The following is a 24,065-nucleotide window of genomic DNA, read 5'->3' as shown; positions in this document are numbered from 1 at the left end:
TGTTCTCCATAACTCTCTTCAAAAGAGAATTAAGAGAAAGGGCTTTTTTCATATTTGTTCTGATTACTGAATATAAATGGGAATATTGAATTATTCCACGCCGTCCTTGAAATGTTTATCCCAATGTTTATCACCTTTGTGCAAAATGTCTTCAACGGTTTTTTCGAGTGTCGCCAGTAGTTGTGCTCTGACATCCAGTACCGTTTCTCTGTACAAGCGTTCTTCCGATCCGACGATTTTATCGCCGTATAACGCCTGCGCAGCTACATATTTCCGATGTTCCTCAACCAGGGTGTCGATTGATTCCAAAGCGTGCTCCACAAAGTGGGAAATGCTTTGATATTCCTTTGGCATTTGTTCTTTTAATTGTTGAATTTTCGCTAGAGCTGGCATGCTCATCACCTCGTCTTATGAATGTAAATTTACAATACACCATTTTCATGAAAAATGCATTAAAAAAAGCTTAAATTTGGACAAATTTCGACTTTTTTTATTTTTAGGCCTTTAAAAGTACTTAACCATAATGTATGCCGTTGCATTTATTTTGAGTCGTGTAAGTACTGGAATTCGTGATGTCAGACGTTTGATGACTACGTTTGCATTTTCTGTTATTCTAAGATAAGATTCGGCGGCCCTTATACATATGCCGTTATTTTGTGATGGAAAATTAAAATATACTTAACTTTGCAACAATTTTATCGATGATTACGTCAGTAAGGTTGCAGGGAGAGGGGGATCCTTTGTGGTAGAGCCGGAACTCATCAGAGCCGCTCAATCGGGCGATCGCGACGCTCTAATTACCCTATTGCGGGAGATTGAACAGCACGTCTATCGGACCGCATATTACATTCTAAATAATGAACAGGACGCCTTGGATGCTGCGCAGGAAGCGTTGATCCGCATTTACACCAAGATTAATTCTTATGAAGAAAAAGCCCAGTTCAAAACCTGGGTGCAACGCATCGTAACGAATATCTGCATTGACAAGTTCAGAAGAACCAAGCCATCGGTGTCTATAGATGAGCATGAAATGGTTTTTCAGGATAAGCAGGATGTAGAATTTGAAGTGATGTCTACTTATGTAGCCAAGGACATTCAAGATGCGATCAACAAGTTGCCAGAGCATCATCGGACCGTCATTGTTCTAAGATATTTGCAAGATTTATCCTATAACGAAATTGCGGATTGTCTCGATCTTCCGCTAAATACGGTAAAGTCTTACTTATTTAGAGCCAGACAACAGTTACAAAATCTACTACAGGAGTATCAGAAAGGTGGTGTGACAGGATGAAATGCGAAGAGGTGGTGGAATGGATGCACCGGTATCTGGATCATGATCTGGGCGAGGCGGAAACGACGCAGATGCTACAGCATGTGGCCAAGTGTCCGGAGTGCGCCGAAAATTTTAGTATGCTCAGAGCTCTGTCCAGGGAACTGGAAGATTTGCCGCAAGTAAGCCCGAAGTTCAGTCTGGTTGATGCGATTATGCCTCAATTGGATGCGATTGACGAAGCGCGAAAAGAACAAAGCAGTACCGTGCAAGAAATGAGTCCTGTCCCTGCGGCATTTGAGAGTCTAAAGCGCTCAAGTTCTAGTGAGCAGAAAGCGAAAACCAAATGGCTTAATTCGATGGTGGGACGGATGTCTGTGGGTGCAGCGGCCGCGGCTGTTGTATTGGGATTTGCCATCTGGGGATATCAGCCAGAGCAGATTGAGAATGCAGATTCGATGCTGATGAGCTCGGGGGCACCGCAAGATAGCAACAGTGAAGAGCAGTCTGCACAGAGGATGTATCTGAGAAGCGATCAAGGAGACATAACGAACCAAGCAGAAGGCAGTGCGATTGCGCCTGACTCGTCAAATGATCCGGTTACGGAAGGTTCAATGCAACCGAATGCGGATCAACCTGACGAGAGCAACGGAACAGAACTTAAAACTCCAGAAGCTCCAGGTGATCAAGAGTCAGTAAAACCTTCCGCAGAAGGGCCGTCATCTCAAGACAAAGGCAAGCAAGAGGTAAATTCAAGTCCTTCTTCTGACTCTGGTAATACTCAGAAGAGCATGGATTCAGGTCAGGGAACGGAGCAGAAAAAGCCGGATACAAGTGAAGGTAGTGCTTCCACTCCTAATGACAAGGATGGAAGAAGTGCGTCCGAATCAAACGATGAGCTCGACGAGACATTTTCGGCTCAAACGATCATTCCAAACCAGGATACCCCGGCTCAAGGCAGTGAAACTGACAATGCAGGAACTGGAACGGAATCGGGTGCCACTGGAGGTCAGCAGGGACTAATGGCTCCTGAACAGGGAATCGCTGCACCGACAGGGACAAAAGAATGGAAATCACCGGATGGTTCTTATGTTGTTATGCTACTCGGTGACCAGTTAAGTATTTATGCGAAATCTGCGAATGATCCGGATGTTCTGAATCTGATTGAGCAACGGAGTGTAGAAGGTACGTTAAAGTCGGGAAGTTGGTCCAAAGACAGCCAGCAGTTCAATTATGAAATGGACAAAGACGGAGCGACTACAAAGGATATCTTCAAAGTCAGTACCTCATCTAATGTATCACCTGCGAAATAGCTCCATTATAAAGTTCCTGCAGGGCAATTAGAGAGAACCTTTTCTAATGAACAAGCATATACTGGATCTAACTAAAGAACGTCCTATCTCTGATCCAACAACTGACGTCGTATGACCGCACGCCAGCTATTTCTAGAATGGCTGTGCCTGCGTTTATATAGATGCAGAACAGTGGGCCTTTATCCATACATGGATGAAGGTCCCTTTGTTGTCTTGTGTATTTTCTGGTAGGATAAAAGGGATAAGGAGGCACGGTGGATGGATGTAAAAAGCGCAACAAAGGCAATACGCAGCGGAGAAACTGCGCCAATCTATGTGCTGTATGGAACGGAGAAGTACCAGATACAGCAGTTCACAGAGATGTTAAAAACGCATGTTATTGAAGAGGAGCATCAGGATTTTGCGGTTATTCCCTATGATCTCTCCGAAACACCGATCGAGGTTGTTGTGGAAGAAGCAGAGACGGTTCCCTTTCTCGTTCCGCGCAAATTGATTATTGTAAGGGACACCAGTTTGTTTACCGCGGGAAAGGAATCCAAAATAGAGCATCAGGTGGATCGCTTGATTACATATATGGATAATCCCGCTGATTACAGCACGATCGTTTTTTTGGCGCAAGGAGATAAGCTGGATGAGCGGAAGAAACTAGTAAAAGCAGCCAAGAAACAAGCAGTTGTGTTGGCCTTTGCACCGCTAAGTGGAGAAGAATTGATCCAATGGATTGTGAAACTCGCGAAACAGAGAGAGGTAACCTTTGAAGCTGGGGCAGCAGATACGCTAATCAGTTATGCTGGAACGGGACTGCAAGGGTTATCTGCCGAAGTGGATAAGCTTTGTTTGTTTGCAGGAAACGGAGGAACGATTCGCCGCGCAGATATCGAGTCACTGGTGGCTCGTAGCACGGAGCAGAACGTATTTGCACTTGTGGAGGAACTGGCTAATCTGAGGTTAGAAAAAGCACTTGCACTCTTTTATGAGCTTTTGAAGCAACGTGAAGAACCGATCAAGATTGCAGCGCTGATTGCGCGGCAGTTCCGTATTATGATTCAGGTCAAGGAACTTGGGCAACAAAGTTACTCACAGCAGCAGATCGCCAGTCAACTTGGCTTGCATCCGTACGCTATCAAAATTGCCGGGGAACAGGCTCGGAAATTCGATGCTGACCGGTTGCGAAAGATATTGAGTCACTTGAGTGAGCTGGATTATCAGATGAAAACAGGAGCCGTGGATAAGGTTCTTGGCCTGGAGTTATTTTTGTTAAGACTTGGAGCATAGCCGTAGGCAAAAACAAAAAAACAACCTGAGAGTTCTCCATCTGTTGTTATTTCAACAGATGATCAGAGATGTTCAGGTTGTTTTTTTATGGTATGTTCTTTTACTTGGCGGAACAGATGCTAAAAAATCCTGAAAGCCCATGCTGTTCAGGATTTTTCCATTGGTTCGTATAAGTAACGCTTCTTACGCTTGTGCGGAAAGAGCGTTCAGTTTTTTCGCCAAGCGAGACTTTTTGCGTGCAGCTGCATTTTTGTGAACCAGACCTTTAGTTACAGCCTTGTCCAGCTTTTTGGAAGCAGCTTGAATCGCAGCTTTAGCAGTTTCAACTTCGTTGCTTACCAGAGCAGCATCAGCAGCTTTAACAGCTGTGCGGAGTGCAGACTTCTGAGAAGCGTTGAGTGCGCGGCGCTTGTCGCTCGTTTTTACGCGTTTAACAGCGGATTTGATGTTTGGCATTACATTCACCTCCTGTAAGGCATTCGCATGAATACAAACGTTTCACAACTTAAAATATTCTATCACGCTAGCATGTAAATTGCAACAGATTTTGCATCGTTGTTTGGTATGTTGCATAAAGCCCGCCTTTTTCCCACACAATATGCTCAAATGGAATAAGGGAGGCAGGGACACAGATGACACTGGATTTGCAAAATTATACCGTACGTACCGATTTGGCTATCGACTCCAAAGAAATGGCACAAGGCAGCCAGAAACAGACGATCCCCGGATTACGTGAGGATGTAGATAAGAAAGATGGCATTACGATTACACGGATTGATGTGTTGAATGATGAAGCAGCGAAAGCCATAGGGCGTGTAAAAGGCCATTATGTCACACTTGAGGTGCCCTCCCTTCGCAACGGAGATACTGAACTGCAGGAACGGGTAGCCGCCGAATTCACACGAGAAATGGAAGCGTTTATGACCAAGGCGGGCATCGGCAAGGATTCCAAGGTACTGATCGTAGGTCTCGGCAACCTGAATGTAACGCCAGATTCTCTTGGTCCGTTGGTTGTAGAGAATTTGATGGTTACCCGGCAGTATTTTGAATTGGTACCGGATCAGGTGGCGCCTGGATATCGTGAGGTCAGTGCTATTGCTCCGGGTGTTCTTGGTACAACAGGAATCGAGTCAAGTGACATTGTGCAGGGCATTGTTGAGCGTACCCGTCCTGATGCCATTATCGCCATTGATGCGCTCGCTTCCCGCTCACTTGAACGAGTGAATACAACGATTCAGGTGGCTGATATCGGGATTCATCCTGGTTCTGGTATTGGTAACAAACGTCGTGGATTAACGAAGGAAATTCTGGGTGTTCCCTGCATTGCCATTGGTGTGCCAACGGTATGTTATGCTTCGACCATCGTGAACAACGTCATCGAAATGATGCGTTCTCACTTTCGTCAGGAAACCGATCAGACAAAACAAATCATGGGTATGCTCGATGACATAGGTGAAGAGGATCGTTTGAGTCTGGTAAAAGAAGTGCTTGAACCGCTCGGACATGACCTGATCGTAACTCCGAAAGAAATTGATGAGTTCATTGAAGGCATAGCCAATGTCATTGCAACCGGACTTAATGCGGCTCTTCACGAAGCAGTAAACCCTGATAACGTTGCGGCTTACACACACTAGATCGAATCCCCTAATATGGAACGGAGAAGAAGGTCCGAATCTATCGGACTTTCTTTTTTTGTTCACTTTATCTTTCTACTTCCTGTTCTATCAAATTGAATACTCTCATAGAGTTGAAGTATAAGAGTTGTTCTGCAAGGGAAGGAGACATAAGAATGAACAAGATATTGGCATGGAACATTGGTAAGTGGAAAAAAAGATGTCTGCATGTGCTGGCCATGGGCCGTACACTGTTGCTGCTTATGATCATATCTGCCCTCTTTTTTGTTGCACTCGGGCTCGGAGGCATGGCGGAAAAAAGGTTGAATAGTTCCCCAGTTTCTTCCATGAAGGGATTTGCAGGTTCAGTCTCAAGCCGCTTTTTTGTGGACATGTTGGGTATGGAAGTACCTCATCTCACTCAGAAGGAACAGAACACTGCAATTTCCGGTGAAAATCTAACTTCTTTTGTGTTTCAATTGCTCACGAATGTGAATCCTCAAGATCCCAAAAGTTTAATTGCACGTGAAATGCCAGGCATGGGTGCAAATCAGCCTGTTCTGCTCAGACCAGGCTCTGGCAATACCAAGGCAGAAGCACCTGAAGATTATCAGCCAGGTCCAGGCCTGACAGAAACAGCCTCATCAGGTGAAGGTAAGCCAGGAAGTGAACTGCATGTTCCTCCGGGTAAGGATGATCCAGACGTTTCCAGTGAGGATGATCCGGGAAAGGGTACAGTCGATGAAGATCCACCAGCAAAAGGGAATGGGCAAGACAAGGGGAATCCGGCCATTACGAGAAAATCCGTCCTTATCTATCACTCGCATCCGCGTGAAGGATATAATCCACTGCTAGGCACGGATAGCGATAATCCATCTTCCGGTAAAGCGACAGGTAATGTTTTTCAAGTGGGAACCTACCTATCGGATAGCTTGGAGAAGCTGGGCGTCGGAGTAGAGCATGCGAAGGAAGATTATCAAACGAAAATCAAAGATTACAATTGGAACTTTTCCTATAAATATTCCAGACAGACTGTCAAAGCGGCGCTTGCTCAGAATGACGATCTGACCTATCTAATTGATATTCACCGCGATTCCCAGCGACATAAAAAAACGACAACCACTATCGGTGATCAGAGTTATGCCAAGGTATATTTTATTATCGGACATGAGAATCCAAATTGGCGTAAAAATGAAGCCTTTGCTGCGAAAATCCACAAAAAGCTGGAAGCGAAGTATCCGGGGGTATCCCGAGGGGTGTGGGGGAAGAATGGCGGAGGAGGCAACAATGGAGAATATAACCAAACGCTTTCCCCGAACAGCATTCTCATCGAAATCGGTGGTATTGACAATACGGCAGCTGAGCTGAAACAAACCTCCAAAATTCTGGCAGATATGATCGCGGAAGTATATTGGGACGAGCAGAACGTAGATAAAGCAAGCGCAAAACCGGTATCCAAGGGCGGATAAATTATAGAAGAAGGGAGATCTGCGAGATGTCCAGATTTGGCAAAAAAATGCTGTCTGTCAGTGTGCTTATGTTACTTGGTGTATTGCTTGGCATGCAGCTGGCAGGCAGTGGTTTTCAGCATAACAACCCTGTGGAAAGTGTCCCCGTAGTGGCGACCACAGAAACCGCACCTGAGAAAAATACAACTGTATCCACTGAGCCTGTGCAGACCGAGGTTAAAAAACCGTTTGTTCCTGTCCAGACCCCGAGCCAGGTGCTTGGGGCAGACCAGCACAAGGCCCCGGTGGATGTACTGGCGGAAAAAACGGCTGGATTGCTGCAAAACTTGTCAAACAGCGGCATCAAGTGGGTGGTCTCTCTTTTTGGCGGAGTAGATGAATAGAAGCAGACGGATTAAAGGAAAACTAAACCTTCGGGGCACTCTTCAAGTAACTTTATTATAAAAGTTAAATCATCATGGGATTGATGCACCTTGAAGCAACTGTTATAATGAAGTGATTGACACTAGGCTGTTTCTGGGGGTAAGGAATGACTGACATTCGGGAAAGACAACGTAAAATTCGTAACTTTTCAATTATTGCACATATAGATCACGGTAAATCAACACTTGCGGACCGGATCTTGGAGTACACAGGTGCGCTGACATCACGTGAAATGCAGGAACAAGTACTGGATCAGATGGATCTGGAACGCGAACGCGGAATCACCATTAAACTGCAAGCAGTTGCCCTGAATTACAAAGCGGACGACGGTGAAGAGTATCTACTGAATCTCATTGATACGCCGGGACACGTAGACTTTACGTACGAGGTATCACGTAGTCTTGCTGCATGCGAAGGGGCGTTGCTTGTCGTTGACGCGGCTCAAGGGATCGAAGCGCAGACGCTGGCTAACGTATATCTTGCGCTGGATAACAATCTGGAGATTTTGCCGGTTATCAACAAAATTGACTTGCCAAGTGCTGACCCTGAACGGGTGAAGCAGGAAGTTGAAGATGTTATCGGACTGGATACCAGCAACGCTGTATTGGCTTCGGCCAAAGCCGGCATCGGGATCAAAGAGATTTTGGAGCAAGTGGTACAGAGTGTGCCTGCACCTGTAGGCGATCCGGATCAACCGCTTAAAGCGCTGATTTTTGACTCGCACTATGACCCTTACAAAGGGGTTATCGTGTATGTGCGTGTTATTGACGGTAAAATCAAGGCGGGTTCCAAAATCAAAATGATGGCAACAAACAAATCGTTTGAAGTCATCGAAGTAGGAGCGTTCAAGCCGCGCATGACCATTGTGGACGAGCTGAACGTCGGGGATGTAGGATTTATCGTTGCGGGTATCCGTCACGTCGGCGATACTCAAGTCGGGGACACGGTTACTGACGCGAAAAATCCGACACTTGAACCACTGCCCGGTTATCGTAAAATCAATCCAATGGTATATTGCGGTCTGTATCCGATTGAGACATCGGACTATGTGGATCTGCGTGAGGCATTGGAGAAGCTGCAGTTGAACGACGCATCGCTCAGCTTTGAGCCGGAGACTTCCAGCGCGCTGGGCTTTGGATTCCGTTGTGGATTCCTGGGATTGTTGCACATGGACGTTATTCAGGAACGGATTGAGCGCGAGTTCAACATTCCGTTGATCACGACAGCACCGAGCGTAATTTACCACGTAACGCTGACTAACGGCGAGCAGATTCAAATTGATAATCCATCCAACTACCCTGAGGTAGGACGGATTGATTACGTTGAAGAGCCTTATGTGAAGGCTTCAATCATTGTACCGAATGATTACGTGGGAACCATTATGGAATTGTGCCAAAATAAACGTGGCGAATTTATCAATATGGAATATATGGACACAACACGGGTTACGATTACCTATGAGATCCCGTTGTCCGAGATTGTATATGACTTCTTCGACCAGTTGAAATCAAGCACCAAAGGTTATGCTTCGTTTGACTATGAGCTGTCCGGTTACCGCCAGTCGAATCTGGTGAAAATGGACATCCTGCTTAACGGCGAACAAGTCGATGCCTTGTCCTTTATCGTTCACCGAGATCGTGCATACAATCGGGGCCGTATCATCTGTGAGAAACTGCGCGAACTGATTCCGCGGCAAATGTTTGAAGTACCGATTCAGGCGTCTGTGGGCACCAAGGTTGTGGCTCGTGAAACAGTTAAAGCGATGCGTAAAAACGTACTTGCCAAGTGTTACGGCGGTGACATCTCGCGGAAACGGAAACTGCTGGAGAAGCAGAAGGAAGGTAAGAAGCGGATGAAGCAGGTTGGTAACGTTGAGGTGCCACAAGAGGCATTTATGGCGGTACTGAAAATTGATGATTAATAATTTGATTTTGGGTACAGCACAGATTGTGCGTATCAAAATTAAATTCTAAAATGCAATCTCTGGGTACATCAAGATCTTGCGTATCAGAGAATGCATTAATAATGCATTTTTAGGTACATCACAGATTGTGTCTATTAAAAATGCATTCTAATAATTTAAGTACAGCACAGATTGTGCGTATCGAATTACTGGTAATCAAACTATATAAAGTGAATTATTTTTACACATTAACGGAGAGGACAGAAAAAACCTGAAAAAGCGGAGCGTTCGCCTTTATCACCGGATTTTTCCCTTTTGGGAAAGGGAATCAAAAAAATCTGGGGATAACAGCGATTGGAAGGTTATTCTGTCATTGGAGTGGAATGTGTAAATTGTTAGATCACTTTATATAAATCAACATTTTAGCTGAAAGGGAAGCCAACTGGCTTTCCTTTTTTCAAATCAAGGGGGACTTACCGTGACACTTGCAGCACACAACCAGAAAACAGGTGCGCCCCAAGCGGTGTACCTTCACATTCCATTTTGTACAAATAAATGTTTTTACTGTGACTTTAATTCTTATGTTCTGAAAGATCAGCCTGTGATGCAATACTTGGAGGCGCTGGAACGGGAGATGGAGCATACCGTCAAGGCGAATCCGCCAGGCGAAATTAAAACGATCTTTGTCGGTGGCGGAACGCCAACCGCGTTGAAACCGGACGAGATGGCTTATTTCCTGCGTTCGGTCAAAACCTATTTCCCGAATTGGGCAGACGATATTGAATTTTCAATGGAAGCTAACCCGGGAACGACGGATGCCGAAAAGCTGGCCGCGATGAAAGAAGGCGGTGTGAACCGTGTCAGCTTTGGCGTACAGGCTTTTCAGAATGATCTGCTGACGGGCATTGGCCGGATTCATAATACAGATGATGTATACCGGAGCTTGGATAATGCACGTAAGGCGGGACTGGATAACCTGTCGATTGACCTGATGTTTGGATTGCCAAACCAGACGGTGGAGATGTTGAATGAAAGTATCGATAAAGCGCTGGAACTGGATCTGAAACACTATTCGATCTATAGCCTGAAGGTAGAAGAAAATACACTTTTCCATACCCTGTACCAAAAAAATCAATTACCTCTTCCACACGAAGATGATGAGTTGCAGATGTATCTTCTATTAATGAAGCGCATGAAAGAAGCAGGTTATGAACAGTATGAGATCAGTAACTTTGCCAAACCTGGCTTCGAGAGCCGTCATAATATCACCTATTGGCGTAATGAGGATTATTACGGACTTGGTGCAGGTGCACATGGTTACGTGGGCCGTGAACGCCATATGAACATTAAAGGGATTAATCCTTATGTGGAAGCATCACGTGCGGGACTGCCTCGTTTGGATCATTTCGAGATTGGCCGTGCGGAAGCGATGGAGGATTACTTAATGGTAGGACTCCGTATGTTGGAGGGCGCTTCATCTTCAAGATTCCATAATCAGTTCGGGGAATCCATGGAGGATGTATTTGCGAAACCGCTGGGCAAAATGTTGCATGCAGGATTGCTTGAGCGGACAGCAGACGGCTTTAAACTGAGTGAACAAGGTATTCTGTTCGGCAATGACGTTTTTGCGGAGTTTATCGGCTCTATATCGCTAAATTCGTAGCTTGAAATTCTATACGCTCTGTTGTATATTTATTCATATTGTTTTACAGGGCGTGTTAATTTAAACAACTACGAAGCTAGCTTTCCTCGGAAAGCGTCGTTATAGGAGGAGAGCTGGATGTCGGTTATATGCAGGAAAGCTGTACCGGAAGATGTTGAACCACTGTTTGAAATGATTAAGGGATATGCAGAGCGTGGGATCATGCTTCCGCGTTCACGGGAAGTACTGCATCGACAGCTGGAGCATTTTATTGTGGCTGAGGTGGATGGAGTTGTCGTAGGCTGCGGCTCATTATGTCGTCTGGGCAATGACCTGGTGGAAGTAAGATCACTGGGCATTTCAGAGGGGTATAAAGGGCTTGGCATCGGGTCCCGTCTACTTGACCGGCTTGTAGAAGAGGCGGAGAGACAACAGATTCCAAAGGTGATGGCTCTCACGTATGAAGTTTCCTTTTTTCTGAAAAATGGTTTTGCTGTTGTGGAAAAAGAAATCTTCCCTGAGAAAGTGTGGACGGACTGCGTTCATTGCAGCAAGCAGGATTGCTGTGACGAGATTGCGGTTCTGAAAGAACTGAATGTGTCAGCGTAGTTATACGCTTATATGAATAAAAAGATAAAGATCACAACCCAAGGAACCTAAGGTTTCAAAGGGCTTGTGGTCTTTTTTTGGTGCTCGTTTTTTTCATATACTTTTCACACACTTATTCCATTATTCTCACACATCCTCTTGTTAAGATGAACTTACATAAGCGATCTGCAAAAAAACTTCACAGTGGAACAGTTGAAGAACACGGATAAAAACAAGGTTTTCAACGTACGAAGCAGGGAGTATGCAGATAGCTCAATCTTAAGAATGAGGTGACCGATCATGAAAAAATGGACAAAACATGTAGCAGCTTTGGTAACAGCGATGAGTGTAATTGGTGGAGCAGGTAGTGCTTTTGCCGCAACGCCTGTTGTGAATTCCGTAAAACCGTCTGAAACACAAAAAGCTGGAGCATCGGCTAGCTCAACGAGCAAATCTACAACAACAAAATCAACAACCACTCCAGCAGCCAAATCCACTGTAGCGCCGACAAAAACGACAGGAGCTAAAGTGGCCCCTTCCAAAACAACAGCTACAACCAAGAAGGAAACAACAACTCACAAAGCGAGCGCAGTAACGCATAAAGCCAAAAAGACTGCTCATAAAGCAAAAGTGGCGAAGCATAAAGCGAAAAAAGCTGTGCACAAATCAAAAGTGACTCACAAAGCAAAAAGGGCTTCTCATAAAACAACAGCAATGCATCACAAGGGCAGAAAAACTGCTCATAAAGCAAAAACAGTAACACATAAAGCAAAAACAACGACACATAATGCCAAAGCTGCGGCTCATAACGCCAAACAGGCTTCACACAAAGCTTCAGCAACAGCAAAGGCTACTGCGCATCAAGCAAAACAAACGGCACACAAAGCGAAAAAAGCCGCTCACAAAATCGCAGCCCACAAAGCAACAGCTAAAAAAACGGTAGGCACTAAAACGCCAGTAGCTAAGACGACTGTAAACAAAACAACTACGCCAAAAACTGGAGTGAAAACAACAACTCCAAAAACAGCTACCGTGACAACTCATAAAGCTGCAACATCTGCTACGAAAGCACCAGCCAAAACAAATGTTACAAACAAAAACGAGGCAGCAAAATCAAGCTCATCCCATAAATAAGAAGTTGTGCTCTGATGCCCTCACTGTACCAGATCCAGTCCATAATTTAACGCATCAGTGACATTATGATATACGGCGTACACAGGCGGAGCTCTCTTAGGGGGGAACTCCGTCTTTTTCATGTTGAATCGGGTGTTTGTAACGTTATATTTAGGCCATTCATGGAAGTTTGGAATCTGAGTACAGACTCTGTTACATTAGTAGTAATATATTTAATAAAAAACATATCAGAAGTGTTATATTCATGCCGAGGTGAACGCCGATGCCGCATATTTTTGTAGTGGATGATGATCCGTATATTTTGCAACTTATTGCAGGTTATTTGAAGAAGGAACAATATGAAGTGACCTCCTTTGCACACGGCAGAGAGCTGGTCGGGGAAGTGCGCTTGAGAAAGCCGGACTGTTTGATTCTCGACATTATGATGCCAGGGGTTGATGGGCTTACACTCTTGACGGAACTGAGAACCTTCACTGAAATTCCCATTATTATGGTCTCGGCTCGAGGAGAGGAAATTGATCGTTTAAATGGGCTTGAACTGGGATGTAACGATTTTCTGAGCAAACCTTTCAATCCTCGTGAGCTGGTTGCGAGGGTAAAAGGTATGCTTCGTTTGATACACAGCAGTCGTTTATCACAAGGGATTGAACCAAAAGAAACGGAGCGGCATCAGCCTAAGGAAGGGTCGTATTTTAGTATAGGGAACGTGCAGATTTCAGAAGAATTCCGACGTGTCAATGTTAGTGGAGAAGAATTGGGGCTAACCGGAAGGGAATACGAGCTTTTGTTATTTCTATCCCAACACCTGGATCGTCCATTCAGCCGCGAACAGTTGATCCAGCAGGTCTGGAATTATGATTTTTACGGTGAAGTGCGTGTAGTGGATGATCTTGTGAAACGGATTCGTAAAAAGCTTGCACAGGTTCAAGCTACACTTACCATTGATACCGTATGGGGGTTCGGCTACAAAGCAGCTGTACATACACGATGAAGACAATACGCAGCAAAATGCTGCTCGCCTTGTTTGCAAGTATGCTGGTTACTGTGGCGTTTACGGTACTGTTTTTTATACACCTCTTTGATGATATTTTGCTCAATCAGGTCAAAGAGCAATTAAATGGACAAACGAAGAAGGCTGTCAAGATCATTCGTGTAGATGATCTGGAGGATCTGGACAATGACAGTTTTCGTTTTTTTATTAAAGATATTCTCTTTTATGCGGACTATTTTGTAATTGATGGGCAGGATAAAATTGTCGCCTCAAGCAGTGCGGGACGTGTGGGGATGAAATTGGAAGGATTCCCAGGTACACACGAAGGTTATATGATTTTAAATGGAAAAAAGGTCCTATACAGTGAGGCTGAGTTGTCACATAAACAGTTTCGAGTGATCTTGTATTCTCCGCTATCGTCACTCAGGGCAATGTACATTCCGTTGTTTCGAACAACCCTTCTGTCGATTGCCGCAAGTTTTGTTGTCATTCTGTTGATAGGATTATTCGCCGTGTGGCGAACGGTACAGCCACTCAATCGCTTGAAAGAGGCTGTAAACAAATATGAGCCAAACATGCCTGACAGAGATCAATTCCTTCAGGCTGACCATACAGAAATCGGCGAATTGATCCAGACCTTTCAATTAATGAGTAACAGAATTGATGACCATCACCGGCATCAGCTGGAGTTTTTGCAAAATGTATCCCATGAACTTAAGACACCATTGATGTCCATTCAAGGTTACGTATATGCCATTCAGGATCAGGTCGTATCCACGGATCAGGGACTTGATATTATTGCTACCCAGTCGCAACGCCTCATTGACATGGTTGGCAAACTGATTCAGCTCTCCAGACTGGAAACTGTGGATGAGGAATGGCCTGTGGCAGTCATTGATCTGAAAAACATGGCCGAAGAAGCAGTGTATCTGCTTATGCCAACTGCGCTTCAGCGAGGAATACATTTGACAGCGGAAGCCAATTCGTTCATCGTGGAAACAGCAGGTGAGCAATTGTTTCAGATTCTGCTAAACTTGCTGCAAAATGCTGTGCGTCATACCGAAACGCAAGTGAAATTAACATTGGAACTCTCTGCCGATGATCACGCGGACTGGATTTTTCATGTCGATGATGATGGGCCAGGCTTGAATGAGCATGATGGACAGCGTATTTTCCGTCGTTTTTACACAGGAAATAATGGTGTGACAGGATTGGGGCTGACCATTAGCAAGCAACTGGCAACGCGTCTCCATGCAGATTTGGTGTATAGTGACTCACCGCTAGGTGGGGCACGTTTCAGTCTGAGACATTATCCTGCGGAGCGAGAAATCCAGCATCAAGGTGCATAATATACGTTATAAGTGAAGGTTATTGGCCTATACTATAAATAGATGATCCCATTCCGCAAACTGACTTGACAATGATCATGTCAGTTTGGTATTTTTGTATTACCGATTAGCACTCATCTAACTGGAGTGCTAACGACATGGGACAGTACAGTCAGAAGGAGGGAATACTCACCATGTTAACAGAGCGTCAACGAATGATTCTGAACGCTATAGTGGATGACTATATCCGTTCAGCTGAGCCCGTAGGGTCCCGAAGCATCTCCAAAAGAGGAGATGTTGGATACAGTCCGGCAACGATTCGTAATGAAATGGCCGACCTTGAAGAGATGGGTTTTCTCGAACAGCCGCATACTTCGGCTGGACGTATACCTTCTCATAAGGGTTATCGATATTATGTCGACCATTTGGTTCCCTGGAATCAAGTGGAGCCACAGGAACTGGATGATCTAAAGTCATTTTTTGCAGAGAAGCTAAATGTTATGGAACAGGTTATTCAGCATGCTTCCAACATTTTGTCTCATATGACCAATTATACTTCGATTCTGCTTGGACCTGAGGTGTTCCACACCTCACTGCGTCACTTCCAGTTGCTCCCGCTGAATGAGAATGAAGCTGTAGCTATTATTGTGACGAACACCGGTCAGGTGGAAAACAAGACAGTTCAGATCCCACCCGAGATTTCGGTTGCTGAGATGGAGAATGTGGTTCGTCTGTTAAACAGCAAATTGGTAGGCGTACCAATCTACAAGCTGAAGTCACGTCTTTATACCGAGCTGGGCCAAGAGATGGAGCGTCACATTACACGTTATGAGGAAGTTATGCAGGTACTTAATAGCGCGTTTGACAATGAGCATGACAATCGTCTATTCCTCAGCGGCGCTACCAATATGTTGACACAACCTGAGTTCAGAGATGTAGAAAAGGTTAAAGACATTCTAGACTTGTTAGATGAGACACCAACATTAATGAAATTGATGATGCCAGTGCCCGGCGGGTCTGGGATTCAGGTGCGAATTGGCACAGAGAATGATCATGAGGCCTTTGCGAACTGTAGCTTGATTACAGCGTCATATTCGTTGGACGGCGAAGCACTTGGCTCCATTGGAATTCTGGGACCAACCCGCATGGATTATGCACGTGTCATCCATATTCTAAATACATTATCCCGTGATCTTACAACGATGCTGACGACTCGCTTCAAATAAGCAACGGGAATTACGATTCATCGATTCATTCTTATAAGGAGGTGAACATCTTGAAAGAGGAGCAATCATTCACAGAAGAGCAAGAAGTAACAGCCGCTGAGCAGGAACCGGTCAATGAGGCTGCAGCTGCAGAAGCACAGGCTGAGGAGATAACGGATCAGGAGCAAAATGAGTTGTCACGTTTGAAAGCAGAGGCTGAGGAAACGCAGCAACGTTTTGTACGTGCGCAAGCTGATTTTGATAACTTCCGTCGTCGCACCCAGAAGGAAAAAGAAGAGCTTGCCAAATACGCTTCGATGAAGCTGGTCACCGAACTGGTTCCAGTTATGGATAATTTCGAGCGCGCTATGGCTACTGTACCGGAAGGTACGGAGACTGAATCTTTTGCCAAAGGATTTCAAATGATCTTGCGTCAATTGGAAACCGTGCTGACGAACGAAGGACTGACTCCAATGGAAACCGTTGGACAACCGTTTAATCCTGAATTCCACCAAGCGATTATGCAAGTGGAGAGCGATGAGCATGAAGAAGGCATCGTTGTGGAAGAAGTTCAAAAAGGCTACATGCTGAAAGATAAAGTGCTTCGTCCGGCTATGGTTAAGGTTAGTTCTTAATCTAAGTGTACTAAATGGCGAAGTTTAATATACAGGTTTTATACACATAGAGTAGTTAACTGACTAACACAATAAGGCTGACAAGTGCCTATTCATTTTAGATTGTCGAGGAGGAAATTTTCGGATGAGCAAAGTAATTGGTATTGACTTAGGAACAACCAACTCATGCGTAGCCGTTATGGAAGGCGGCGAGGCTGTAGTTATTCCAAACCCGGAGGGTGCGCGTACTACTCCTTCCGTTGTAGGTTTCAAAAAAGATGGAGAGCGTGTCGTTGGTGAAACAGCGAAACGTCAAGCGATCACGAACCCGGATCGTACGATCATTTCCATTAAGCGTCACATGGGTACATCCCACAAAGAAACGATCGATAGCAAAGATTATTCTCCACAAGAGATCTCTGCAATCATCCTGCAAAAATTGAAAGCTGATGCTGAAGCATACTTAGGCCAAACGGTAACTCAAGCGGTTATTACCGTTCCAGCTTATTTCAATGACAGTCAGCGTCAAGCGACGAAAGATGCAGGTAAAATCGCAGGTCTGGAAGTACTTCGTATCGTCAATGAGCCAACAGCAGCAGCTTTGGCTTACGGTATGGAAAAATCCGAAGATCAAACGATTCTCGTGTATGACTTGGGTGGCGGTACGTTCGACGTATCCATCTTGGAACTGGGCGATGGTTTCTTCGAAGTTAAAGCGACTAGTGGCGACAACCAACTGGGCGGTGACGACTTCGACCAAGTAATTATCGACTATCTCGTAAATGAATTCAAAAAAGATCAAGGTATTGATCTGAGCAAAGATAAAGCAGCGGTACAACGTTTGAAAGATGCAGCGGAAAAAGCGAAAAAAGAGCTTTCCGGCGTATTGACTACAACGATTTCCCTGCCGTTCATCACGGTTGCTGATGGCGTTCCTCAGCACTTGGAATTAAACCTGAGCCGTGCGAAATTCGAAGAGCTTTCTGCTGGTCTGGTTGAACGTACGCTTGAACCAACTCGCCGTGCATTGAGCGATGCGGGCATGACACCTAACGATATCGATAAAATCGTATTGGTTGGTGGTTCCACTCGTATTCCTGCTGTACAGGAAGCGATCAAAAAACTGACAGGTAAAGAGCCGCACAAAGGTGTTAACCCGGACGAAGTTGTTGCCTTGGGTGCAGCTGTACAAGCGGGCGTACTGACAGGTGACGTGAAAGACGTAGTATTGCTGGACGTAACTCCGCTGTCCCTGGGTATTGAAACTGCAGGTGGCGTATTTACGAAAATGATCGAGCGTAACACGACGATCCCTACAAGCAAATCTCAAGTGTTCTCCACTTATGCAGATAATCAACCTAGCGTTGAGATTCACGTCCTGCAAGGTGAGCGCGAGATGGCAGCTGGCAACAAAACGCTTGGTCGCTTCATGTTGGGAGATATCCCTCCAGCACCACGCGGTGTACCGCAAATCGAAGTTAGCTTCGATATCGATGCTAACGGTATCGTTAACGTGTCTGCAACAGACAAAGGTACAAACAAAACACAAAAAATTACAATCACTTCTTCCAGCGGTCTGAGCGATGCTGAAGTTGAGCAAATGATGAAAGATGCTGAACTTCATGCTGAGGAAGACAGAAAACGTAAAGAGCTTGTAGAAGCGAAAAACAGTGCAGACCAATTGATCTACTCTGTAGACAAAACAATTAAAGATCTTGGTGAAAAGGCAGATGCAGGCGAAGTAGAAAAAGCAAATGCTGCCAAAGAAAAATTGCAAGGCGTACTGGCTTCCGACAATCTGGAAGACATCAAAGCCGCTACAGAAGAACTGACTGAGATTGTTCAACAGTTGTCTGTTAAATTGTATGAGCAAGCTCAAGCTGATGCACAAGCGACTCAAGGTGCTGAAGAGCAACAAGGTTCTGCTAAACGTGACAACGTTGTAGACGCTGATTACGAAGTTGTAGACGAAGATAAAAAATAATTAATTCGCGATAGCCTGCGAGTTAAAACATCGGTGACGTTCGGATTAAAGGGAAAGTCATAGCCGGGGCTCCCGTGCTTTGACTTTCCTTTTGTCACGATGTGCGATAAGGTGAATGTTATGGGGGTGGAAGAGTGGCTGAAAAACGTGATTATTATGAGGTACTCGGACTAAGCAAAAATGCAAGCGACGAGGAAATCAAAAAGGCTTACCGCAAGCTCGCCCGTCAGTATCACCCTGACGTAAACAAGGCAGCAGATGCAGAGGCCAAATTTAAAGAAGTAAAAGAAGCTTATGATGTCGTAAGTGACAGCCAGAAGCGTGCTCAGTACGACCAGTATGGTCACATCGATCCGAACCAAGGTGGTTTTGGCGGTGGAGACTTTGGTGGCGGCGGATTTGGCGACATCTTTGATATGTTCTTTGGCGGTGGTGGCGGGCGCCGTGACCCGAATGCTCCGCAACGGGGGAACGATCTGCAATACACCATGACCATTGAGTTCAAGGAAGCTGTATTTGGCAAGGAAACGGATATTACGATTCCGCGTACAGAAGGCTGTGACACTTGTCACGGTTCAGGTGCCAAACCAGGAACGAAGCCGGAAACATGTACGGTCTGCAAGGGTAGTGGACAACAGGAAGTCGTTCAGAATACACCATTTGGTCGTATGGTCAATCGCCGCGCTTGTTCGAACTGTAGCGGTACTGGACAGATTATCAAAGAAAAATGTACAACGTGTAGCGGTAGCGGCAAAGTTCGCAAACAGCGCAAAATCAATGTTCGCATTCCAGCTGGTGTGGATGACGGTGCACAGTTACGTATGACAGGTGAGGGTGAAGGCGGTCTGCGCGGTGGTCCTGCAGGCGACCTGTACATTGTTATTCGTGTGAAGTCTCATGACTTCTTTGAGCGCGAAGGCGATGACATCTACTGTGAAATTCCGTTGACGTTTGCTCAAGCTGCGCTTGGAGACGAGATTGAAATCCCGACACTGACCGAAAAAGTGAAGCTGAAAATTCCGGCGGGTACACAAACCGGAACGTATTTCCGTCTCAAAGGTAAAGGCGTGCCACGCCTGCGCGGTATGGGACAAGGAGATCAGCATGTGAAGGTTGTTGTGGTTACACCAAGTAAGCTGAATGACGAACAGAAAGATCTGCTTCGTCAAATTGCTGCACTGGATGGAGAACAAACTCATGAGCATGAGCAATCGTTCTTTGATCGAGTAAAACGCGCCTTTCGCGGCGACTGATTCATATATGAAGTAGTTATGAGGACACCATCGATGATCTTTGATGATCGATGGTGTCTTTTTGTATGTAAATTAGTTTGCTTCGAAGTGTTCCCAAGTGTTCCCAAGTGTTCCCACATGTCAGAAATTCGGTATATTCTGGACTCGGTTGCGGAAAGATAGCATGGCGGGATACAGATTGACAGAATTACAGGAAGCAGGTGAAGCGAATGACGGAGAAAAATATTTTGGCCTATTTTCATAGCCCTGAGCAGGCACAGGGAGCGGTCAAAAAATTGGAGGCGCTGCGAGTGGAAGACTTGTCTATTAATCGTTTTAGCCGTTATGCGGGTATTGGGCCAAGCGGAGCCTCCTATAAACCAGGTATCTCCGGCAGTTACTCATCATGGATACCTGATGCGATGCAAATGAGTGGCAGCTCAGGCATTATGGCTGCGGCAGACCCTGCTGCAAGCGGAATGAGCGATGGCGGACAAGGCGGCCCTACAGGCAGGGACATCCTATTAACTGTCGTTGTAGATGAAGAGGTGCATCACCGAGCAATGTCGATTATTGAACAAGCCGGTGGAATGATCTGATTTGAGCAATAAGATCATTTACACAGCAACGGAGAGGACAGAAAAAACCTGAAAAAGCGGAGCGTTCGCCTTTATCACCGGATTTTACCCTTGAAAAAGGGAATCAAAAAAATCTGGGGATAACAGCGATTGGAAGGTTATTCTGTCATCGGAGTGTATGTGTAAATACTAAGGGAGGAAGAACAACATGGCTAATCGACAACGACCAGGTGAAATTTTAACAAAAACGGAAAAGATGAAGCGTCTGCAGTCTGCGAAAAATGAGGATGTGGAGTTCAGCGCAGAATTGGCCGATCACGAGGATATTGAAGCTTTGCGCCGCAGTGAGGCAGCGGATCGTCGTCAAGGAAGGGAAATCAATGACTGAAGATCGCTCTGCGGTCACACTAGAGGCTGTATTCACGAGTTGGTCTGAAGCTGAATCTGCTCGCAGAGCTCTGGAGTTGCTGCATCCGAACCAGTTACGTATCGAGAGTCTGCGTGAGCATGAAGGAACAGGTGGCTCAACTGATATTAAGGAAGAAGAGCATTCACCAACAGCGGTTGTTGGCGGCTTCAGCGGCGAGCTAAATGTACTCGCTCTAATCAGTGATGAGACCGAGATGTTATCGGGAGGACAGGTGTATGAACATACACCAGAAGATGCAACGCGAAGTGTGAAGCAGGGCATTTTGCTGACGGTATCTGTTTCTCACGATTCTTTACCGCAAGCGGCAGAGATGATCACACAGAACGGCGGACGTTTTTATTAGTTGTGTTCATGAGAAAGATCGACAGCACCGAAAAATGGGACAGGATATTCGAGCGGTTTCACTGCGGATATCCTGTTTTGTTTTCTTTTACGAGTATGCTTTGTGCTTCGGCTTGCAAGTGTAGTACAATAGTTGGGATGTTTGAATAATGAGGAGGCAAAACCACGTATGTTATGGCATGAACTAACAATACATACCACAGAAGAAGCTGTGGAGATGATTTCGAATTTTTTGCATGAAGCGGGTGCTGGAGGGGTGTCGATTGAAGAGTCCGGTACTTTAAATAAAAAACGGGATACGACGTATGGCGAGTTATATGACGTTCCTTTGAATGATATTCCCGAAGGTTTTGCGGTCATCAAAGGTTATTTCTCCGAAGGTACAGACATGACTGCCTTGCAGGCAGAAGTAAATCCGAGAATTGAAGAATTGCCCGACTTTGGAATTAATGTCGGAGAGATTCGTTACGAAACACGTACGGTGGATGAAAATGACTGGGCAACGGCTTGGAAACAATACTTCAAACCGGTGCGCATATCCGAGCGTCTGACGATCAAGCCAACGTGGGAGGAATATACACCGGAGAGCCCAGATGAAAAAATTATTGAACTTGATCCAGGAATGGCTTTTGGTACCGGGACGCATCCAACGACAACGCTCTGTTTACGTACACTGGAAAAGGTCATTCAGGGTGGCGAGGAAATAATTGATGTGGGTACAGGTTCCGGTATCTTGGCCATCGGCGCGGTACATCTAGGTGCTAAGCATGTGCTGGCACTTGATCTTGATCCGGTTGCGGTAACAAGTGCGATGGAAAACGTGGAGCTGAACAAGATGCAGCAGCAGATCACGGTCAAAGAAAGTGATCTATTGTCTGTGCTTGGAAGTCAAGACCCCGCTCTAGGTGTCAAGCTGCCAGTCAAAATTATTGTAGCCAACATCTTGGCTGAAATTATTTTGCTATTCGTTGATGATGTGTATAATGCACTGGAGTCTGGTGGGATCTATATCGTTTCGGGCATTTGGAAGAACAAGGAGCAGGTTGTACATGATGCACTGGTGGCATCAGGATTTGAAGTTCGTGCGATCGAGCGTGAAGAGGACTGGCTAGCCTTTGAAGCCAGAAAGAGGTAGTCTATGGACTTCTTAGATCGGATTTTCCGCCTTCCGCTGGATCAATTGCCGTTTTTCCTGGTGACCATTTTGATTGCATTTACGATTCATGAATTTTCGCATGCGTATTTTGCTAATAAATTCGGTGATCCAACAGCCAAGTTGCTTGGAAGGGTCACCTTGAATCCGGTGGCGCACTTTGACCTGCTTGGGGTGCTTTTGCTTGTGATTGCAGGTTTTGGATGGGCACGCCCTGTACCTGTAAACCGTGCGAACTTTGACAAACCGAGACTCATGGGAACGATTGTTTCTGTAGTAGGTCCACTCAGCAATCTGTTACTGGCTATTATCGGGGCAGTAATTTATGGAATATTGTTTGGATCAGGTGTGCTGGGGAACATTGAAAATGAGCGGGTAGTCACAGCTGTGATGACATTTTTGCCGATGTTCAGTGTTACGAACTTTTTCCTGTTTATGTTTAATCTCATCCCGTTACCACCACTGGACGGTTATCGTATTCTTGAAGATGTGTTGCCGCCTTCAATCAGCCGCAAGCTGCAAGGTGTGGAACAATGGTCCATCATTGTCTTTCTATTGATCTTAATTATTCCGCCATTACAGGCAGTCACAATTCAACCCCTATATTTGTTTGCTAATGACATGTACCGGGATTTAGTTGGTCTCGTTATTGAATTATATCTTTAATATAAGCTCTTAAATGGTCAGTAATCGAACCGTAGTGCTGGTCATAAGCACATAAAAGTTGTATGATCATCTGTGGCGACTGGATTCTTGCCTGCTTCCAGCAGGAAGAATTCCAGTCATAACAGGAAAGAATGGGTGGACAACATATGCAGCGATATTTTGTATCTGCAGAGCAGTTCAGTGGACATGCAGTGGTGATAACTGGCGACGATGCCCGTCATATCGGCAAAGTCATGCGTGGCAAACCCGGAGACAAGCTGATTGTCAGCGACGGGAGCTCCAGAGAAGCCTTGGTCGCCATCGATAGTATTGAGGCAGGGGAAGTAAAAGCGACTATCCTGGAACCGCTGGTTATGGATCGCGAAGCAAGGTTGAATGTAACGGTAGCACAAAGCTTGCCCAAAGGGGACAAGATGGAGACGGTCATTCAGAGATGTACGGAGATCGGCGCCGTATCCTTTGTGCCTTTTCTATCCGAACGCACGATTGTGCAATACGACGCTAAGAAAGAAGGCAAACGTCTGGAGCGTTGGCGGAAAATCGCCAAGGAAGCTGCTGAACAGAGCCATCGTAACCGCATTCCAACTGTTGAGCAGCCGCTTTCCTGGAAAGGGCTGTTATCTTCTTTTGGGGACTACGATCTTGTATGTTATTGTTATGAAAAAGAGGACGGCAAACAGCTTAGAGATGTTCTGAAGCCGTTCGTGGAGCAGCTTGCTTCTGACACAGGAGCAAACGTGCTGGTTGTTGTTGGCCCTGAGGGTGGGTTTTCCGAGAAGGAAACGGCTCAGGCCGATGAGGCAGGTGCGATATCTGTTGGACTGGGCAAACGCATTTTGCGAGCCGAGACGGCTGGTATGGCTGCACTAACTTGTGTTTTATATGAATCTGGAGAAATGGGGGGAATGTAAT

24 protein-coding genes are annotated in these 24,065 nt (G+C 45.5%); 22 read left to right on the top strand and 2 right to left on the bottom strand.

The genetic code is table 11. The features are described 5' to 3' along the window. Window positions 1-90: 90 nt before the first annotated feature. Window positions 91-393: a hypothetical protein gene (locus tag BLQ13_RS00360; RefSeq protein WP_090914824.1), complete on the bottom strand. Its 303-nt coding sequence runs from the start codon at window positions 391-393 to the stop codon at window positions 91-93. Between the two features lie 349 nt (window positions 394-742). Between BLQ13_RS00360 and BLQ13_RS00355 the strand changes: the two genes are divergently transcribed. From BLQ13_RS00355 to holA, 3 genes are all read left to right on the top strand, one after another. After that, window positions 743-1,291: an RNA polymerase sigma factor gene (locus tag BLQ13_RS00355; protein WP_090914823.1), complete on the top strand. Its 549-nt coding sequence runs from the start codon at window positions 743-745 to the stop codon at window positions 1,289-1,291. After that, window positions 1,288-2,583 (top strand): zf-HC2 domain-containing protein, encoded by a 1,296-nt coding sequence (locus tag BLQ13_RS00350; protein WP_090914821.1) that lies wholly within the window; start codon window positions 1,288-1,290, stop codon window positions 2,581-2,583. The genes BLQ13_RS00355 and BLQ13_RS00350 overlap by 4 nt, the downstream gene beginning before the upstream one ends. A 258-nt stretch (window positions 2,584-2,841) precedes the next feature. Beyond that, on the top strand, window positions 2,842-3,858 hold the full coding sequence (gene holA, locus BLQ13_RS00345; protein WP_090914819.1) for a DNA polymerase III subunit delta: 1,017 nt from the start codon (window positions 2,842-2,844) through the stop codon (window positions 3,856-3,858). Window positions 3,859-4,041: 183 nt separating this feature from the next. On the opposite strand, the gene rpsT is transcribed toward holA, so the two are convergent. Further along, the gene (rpsT, locus tag BLQ13_RS00340) at window positions 4,042-4,314 is read right to left on the bottom strand and encodes a 30S ribosomal protein S20 (protein ID WP_090914815.1); all 273 of its coding nucleotides are present in this window, start codon (window positions 4,312-4,314) and stop codon (window positions 4,042-4,044) included. Window positions 4,315-4,490: 176 nt separating this feature from the next. Between rpsT and gpr the strand changes: the two genes are divergently transcribed. The 19 genes from gpr to BLQ13_RS00245 all read left to right on the top strand — a co-directional run bounded on the left by gpr (window position 4,491) and on the right by BLQ13_RS00245 (window position 24,064). Further along, window positions 4,491-5,492, top strand: coding sequence for a GPR endopeptidase (gpr, locus tag BLQ13_RS00335; RefSeq protein ID WP_090914813.1), 1,002 nt, complete (start codon window positions 4,491-4,493; stop codon window positions 5,490-5,492). 155 nt (window positions 5,493-5,647) lie between these two features. Further along, window positions 5,648-6,940: a stage II sporulation protein P gene (locus tag BLQ13_RS00330; protein ID WP_090914811.1), complete on the top strand. Its 1,293-nt coding sequence runs from the start codon at window positions 5,648-5,650 to the stop codon at window positions 6,938-6,940. Between the two features lie 26 nt (window positions 6,941-6,966). Continuing rightward, on the top strand, window positions 6,967-7,323 hold the full coding sequence (locus tag BLQ13_RS00325) for a DUF3679 domain-containing protein (RefSeq protein ID WP_090914809.1): 357 nt from the start codon (window positions 6,967-6,969) through the stop codon (window positions 7,321-7,323). Between the two features lie 146 nt (window positions 7,324-7,469). Next, window positions 7,470-9,284: a translation elongation factor 4 gene (lepA, locus tag BLQ13_RS00320; RefSeq protein ID WP_090914807.1), complete on the top strand. Its 1,815-nt coding sequence runs from the start codon at window positions 7,470-7,472 to the stop codon at window positions 9,282-9,284. A gap of 460 nt (window positions 9,285-9,744) precedes the next feature. Beyond that, complete coding sequence (gene hemW, locus BLQ13_RS00315) at window positions 9,745-10,929, top strand: radical SAM family heme chaperone HemW (protein WP_090914805.1); 1,185 nt, start codon at window positions 9,745-9,747, stop codon at window positions 10,927-10,929. 117 nt (window positions 10,930-11,046) lie between these two features. Further along, window positions 11,047-11,517 carry an N-acetyltransferase gene (locus BLQ13_RS00310; protein ID WP_090914803.1) on the top strand — a complete coding sequence of 157 codons (471 nt, stop codon included), beginning with the start codon at window positions 11,047-11,049 and terminating at the stop codon, window positions 11,515-11,517. Window positions 11,518-11,796: 279 nt separating this feature from the next. Further along, window positions 11,797-12,630, top strand: a complete 834-nt coding sequence (locus BLQ13_RS00305) for a hypothetical protein (RefSeq protein WP_090914801.1) — start codon at window positions 11,797-11,799, stop codon at window positions 12,628-12,630. A 262-nt stretch (window positions 12,631-12,892) separates the two neighbouring features. Next, on the top strand, window positions 12,893-13,621 hold the full coding sequence (locus tag BLQ13_RS00300) for a response regulator transcription factor (protein WP_090914799.1): 729 nt from the start codon (window positions 12,893-12,895) through the stop codon (window positions 13,619-13,621). Then, the gene (locus BLQ13_RS00295) at window positions 13,618-14,970 is read left to right on the top strand and encodes a sensor histidine kinase (RefSeq protein ID WP_090914797.1); all 1,353 of its coding nucleotides are present in this window, start codon (window positions 13,618-13,620) and stop codon (window positions 14,968-14,970) included. The genes BLQ13_RS00300 and BLQ13_RS00295 overlap by 4 nt, the downstream gene beginning before the upstream one ends. A 173-nt stretch (window positions 14,971-15,143) precedes the next feature. Continuing rightward, window positions 15,144-16,175, top strand: a complete 1,032-nt coding sequence (gene hrcA, locus BLQ13_RS00290) for a heat-inducible transcriptional repressor HrcA (protein ID WP_090914795.1) — start codon at window positions 15,144-15,146, stop codon at window positions 16,173-16,175. Window positions 16,176-16,198: 23 nt separating this feature from the next. Continuing rightward, the gene (grpE, locus tag BLQ13_RS00285) at window positions 16,199-16,789 is read left to right on the top strand and encodes a nucleotide exchange factor GrpE (protein ID WP_139168822.1); all 591 of its coding nucleotides are present in this window, start codon (window positions 16,199-16,201) and stop codon (window positions 16,787-16,789) included. A gap of 124 nt (window positions 16,790-16,913) precedes the next feature. Continuing rightward, the gene (gene dnaK, locus BLQ13_RS00280) at window positions 16,914-18,752 is read left to right on the top strand and encodes a molecular chaperone DnaK (RefSeq protein ID WP_090914791.1); all 1,839 of its coding nucleotides are present in this window, start codon (window positions 16,914-16,916) and stop codon (window positions 18,750-18,752) included. Window positions 18,753-18,886: 134 nt separating this feature from the next. Continuing rightward, complete coding sequence (dnaJ, locus tag BLQ13_RS00275; protein WP_090914789.1) at window positions 18,887-20,005, top strand: molecular chaperone DnaJ; 1,119 nt, start codon at window positions 18,887-18,889, stop codon at window positions 20,003-20,005. 209 nt (window positions 20,006-20,214) lie between these two features. Then, window positions 20,215-20,583, top strand: a complete 369-nt coding sequence (locus tag BLQ13_RS00270; protein WP_090914787.1) for a hypothetical protein — start codon at window positions 20,215-20,217, stop codon at window positions 20,581-20,583. 187 nt (window positions 20,584-20,770) lie between these two features. Next, window positions 20,771-20,950, top strand: a complete 180-nt coding sequence (locus tag BLQ13_RS00265; protein WP_090914785.1) for a YfhD family protein — start codon at window positions 20,771-20,773, stop codon at window positions 20,948-20,950. Then, window positions 20,943-21,335, top strand: coding sequence for a hypothetical protein (locus BLQ13_RS00260; RefSeq protein WP_090914783.1), 393 nt, complete (start codon window positions 20,943-20,945; stop codon window positions 21,333-21,335). The genes BLQ13_RS00265 and BLQ13_RS00260 overlap by 8 nt, the downstream gene beginning before the upstream one ends. A gap of 168 nt (window positions 21,336-21,503) precedes the next feature. Further along, the gene (gene prmA / locus BLQ13_RS00255) at window positions 21,504-22,469 is read left to right on the top strand and encodes a 50S ribosomal protein L11 methyltransferase (protein ID WP_090914781.1); all 966 of its coding nucleotides are present in this window, start codon (window positions 21,504-21,506) and stop codon (window positions 22,467-22,469) included. Between the two features lie 3 nt (window positions 22,470-22,472). Further along, on the top strand, window positions 22,473-23,153 hold the full coding sequence (locus BLQ13_RS00250) for a site-2 protease family protein (protein WP_090914779.1): 681 nt from the start codon (window positions 22,473-22,475) through the stop codon (window positions 23,151-23,153). A 146-nt stretch (window positions 23,154-23,299) separates the two neighbouring features. Continuing rightward, window positions 23,300-24,064 (top strand): RsmE family RNA methyltransferase, encoded by a 765-nt coding sequence (locus BLQ13_RS00245; protein WP_090914777.1) that lies wholly within the window; start codon window positions 23,300-23,302, stop codon window positions 24,062-24,064. Window position 24,065 lies beyond the last annotated feature (1 nt).

This window comes from Paenibacillus polysaccharolyticus, assembly GCF_900102085.1.
Taxonomy (GTDB): Bacteria; Bacillota; Bacilli; order Paenibacillales; family Paenibacillaceae; genus Paenibacillus; species Paenibacillus polysaccharolyticus.
Note: the sequence above shows the minus strand (reverse complement) of the source record. Positions and strands in the feature narration are given on the sequence as shown.